The organism is Actinomadura formosensis NBRC 14204 (genome assembly GCF_001552155.1).
Taxonomy (GTDB): domain Bacteria; phylum Actinomycetota; class Actinomycetes; order Streptosporangiales; family Streptosporangiaceae; genus Spirillospora; species Spirillospora formosensis.
This window is the reverse complement of sequence record NZ_BCQQ01000257.1, coordinates 1-2908: the sequence shown is the minus strand read 5'-3', so window position 1 is coordinate 2908 and position 2908 is coordinate 1. Positions and strand designations below refer to the sequence as shown.

The 2908-nt window shown below is 68.1% G+C and carries 3 protein-coding genes; all 3 read right to left on the bottom strand.

Annotated elements, in window-relative coordinates:
* Nucleotides 1-756, bottom strand: a 756-nt coding sequence (locus tag AF1_RS32280) for an IS256 family transposase (RefSeq protein WP_457912015.1), incomplete at its 3' end; no start/stop codon positions are given.
* A 141-nt stretch (nucleotides 757-897) separates the two neighbouring features.
* Complete coding sequence (locus AF1_RS32275; RefSeq protein WP_067808089.1) at nucleotides 898-1647, bottom strand: ISL3 family transposase; 750 nt, start codon at nucleotides 1645-1647, stop codon at nucleotides 898-900.
* Nucleotides 1648-1720: 73 nt separating this feature from the next.
* Nucleotides 1721-2812: an IS110 family RNA-guided transposase gene (locus tag AF1_RS32270; RefSeq protein ID WP_242608577.1), complete on the bottom strand. Its 1092-nt coding sequence runs from the start codon at nucleotides 2810-2812 to the stop codon at nucleotides 1721-1723.
* Nucleotides 2813-2908: the final 96 nt, after the last annotated feature.

The following is a 2908-nucleotide window of genomic DNA, read 5'->3' as shown; positions in this document are numbered from 1 at the left end:
CACGGTGGCCTGCGGCCAGATCTGCTCGATGGCCTCGGGCAGGCCCTTGAGCCCGTCGCAGCAGGCGATGCACACATCCTGCACGCCGCGGTTCTTCAGTTCGGCCAGCACGGTCATCCAGTGCTTGGCGCCCTCGCCGCCGGTCCCCACCCACAGACCCAGCACATCGCGCTCACCGTGGCAGTTGATCCCGACGGCCACGTAGATCGGGCGGTTGGCCACGTTGCCCTCGCGGATCTTGACGTACAGCACGTCGATCAGCACGACCGGGTAGACGCTGTCGAGCGGCCTGGCCCGCCAAGCCTCCATCTCGTCGATGACCTTGTCAGTCACCCGCGAGATCAGGTCACGGGAGACCTCGACCTGGTAGATCTCGGCCAGATGGGCGCGGATCTCGCCGGTGGTCAGGCCCTTGGCATACAGCGAGATGATCGACTCATCGAACCCCGCCACCCGGCGGGCGTGCTTGGGCACGATCTGCGGCTCGAACTCACCCGCCCGGTCCCGCGGCACATCGATCCGCACCGGCCCGACCTCGGTCGACACCGTCTTGGACGAGCTGCCGTTGCGATGGTTGCCGGTCGGCTCGGCCGGGCGTTCGCCCCGCCCATAGCCCAGATGCTCGGCCATCTCGGCCTCCAGCGCGGCCTGCAGCACCGTCTTGGTGATCCCAGCCAGCAACCCGTCCGGGCCGACCAGCGACACCCCCTCCGCCTTGGCCTTCTCGACCAGTTCGGCAGCAAGCCGCACATCCAGCCCGCCCGCGGTTTCGTCCTTGTCGTCGATCACAGGTAATCCTTCCCGGCCGGGGCACAGGCCCCAGCCTTCCGGATCACCACCCCACCCACACGATCTTTAGGGCTCTGTCGCTCTTTCGGTGGTAGCAGAGGGTGAGGCTCATCCGAGGAGGATGCGGTGGCGCAGGAGGTGGAAGCCTGCCCGGCCGTACATCTGTCTCTTGATCAGCTTGGTCTTGGTATTGACGCCTTCGGTTCCGCCGTTGTGATAGTCGCTGGTCAGAGCGGCACGGACGGCGTCGAGGTCGAGTCGCAGGCCGCGGATGAACGAGTGGACGTTCGGTAGGTTCACCTTTTCAGCGGTGCTGATCCACTCTTGCAGCCGGTCTGCGTTGTCGGTGGCGGGAACCAGGAGCCGGGCGAAGGCGCGGACCAGGGCGGCGAGCGCGCTCATCTCCGGGCAGGCTCCGGTGGTCTTGGCGAGGAGTTCGTGCTGGTCGGGCTTGAGATTGTCGGGGCGGGCGAGTAGGAGCCGTGCGAGGCGGCGGGGGGACAGGCCAGGACGATCGTCCTCGACACGGCCCTGGGTGATGTAGCGGTAGAGCAGGTTCTGGCTGCCGGTGTAGCCGCGTTCGCGGATCTCGCACAGTAACTGCAGGACCGGGACCGCGGGTTCCTCAGCCCGGCGTTTGCGCAGGTACTCCCGGTAGGGATCGACAAGCGTGGGACGGTATTGGGGTGCCCGCCGCATCTGCTCGGGCTTGTCGACCCGCGCATACCGTTTGACGGTGTTCAGGGCCAGGTTCAGCCGTCGAGCACATTCCAGCAGGCCAACGCCCGCATCGAGCAGATCGTGGACCTGCTGCCACCGAGCCAGGGTGGTGGTCTTTCCGCCATCGAGTCTGCGCACTCGGGAGGCACTGGCCCAGCAGCCACTATGCACGGCGGCCTCCTTACCGACGGCTTGGGCGAAGTTGACGCTCCTATGTGTCCGCAACCCCGTCAATGGGGCTCATGGCTTGGATGACGACCTGGTAGATCTCGCGCGCTATGTAGCGCTTGAGGCAGCGGATGATCTCCTTCTTGGTCTTGCCCTCCGCGGTCCGGCGTTGGGCGTAGGCCTTGGTGCGTTCGTCGGTCCGGAGCCGGACCAGGGTGATTGTCCAGAGGGCGTTGTTGGCCTGGCGGTTCCCGCCGCGGTTGAGGCGGTGTCGGCCGCTGGTCAGGCCGCTGCCGGTGGGCAGGGGGGCGGCGCCGGCCATATGGGCGAAGCCGGCCTCGCTGCGCAGGCGGTGCGGGTTGTCGCCGGCGGCGACCAGGAGCGTCGCGGCGACGCCGATGCCGACGCCGTTCAGCTTCAGGAGCTGCGGCGCACGGCGGCGGACGAGGCGGTCGATCTCCTCGTCGACTTCGACGATCTCTTCGGTGAGCGACTTGCAGCGGCGGGCGAGCTGGCGGAGGGCGCGCTTGATGGAGGAGTCCAGGCCGTCGTCTCCCGGGCGAAGCCGGGAGCACCGTTCGATCAGGACGTCCTTGGTCACCCCTCTGAACTGATCCCGGAGCCGGTCGGGGGCGGTGACGAGGACGGCGCGCATGGCGTTGATCGCGGAGGTCCGGGCCTTGACCGCGCTGCGCCTGACGACCTGGAGGGTGCGGAGCGCCTCGACGTCTCCGTCACGCTGCTTGGGCGCGACGGCGAGTTCTTCGGCGAGCAGGGCCTTGGCGGCGCGAAGCGCGTCCAAGGTGTCGCTCTTGCCGTCGTTGCGGTGCGCCATGCGGTCGCGTCGCGGCCGGGTCGCCTCGATGACGAACTGGCCGGCGCCCTGGAGGTGCCGGGTGAGGCTCGCGCCGTAGCCGCCGGTTCCCTCGATGGCGAACCCGCGCATCTCCTTGCCGAGGGACCGGGCCCAGGCCAAGAGTTCGGCATTGCCTTTGCTGGTGGTCGGTACCGTGGCGTCACCGAGCCGACGGCCCCGTTCGTCCAGGGCGACCGCGACGTTGATATCGCGGTGGGTGTCGACGCCGATCCAGACCTCGTTCGCCTTGAGGTCCGTCTCCCGCTCGATGGTGGTCACATCGCCTCTTCTCCTCTGACGCTGTCGCGGGTGGCGGTGCGGACCTGCTGGACATCACTGGTATGGGCCGTGCTCGGCGAGCGCGGTCATGCTCCT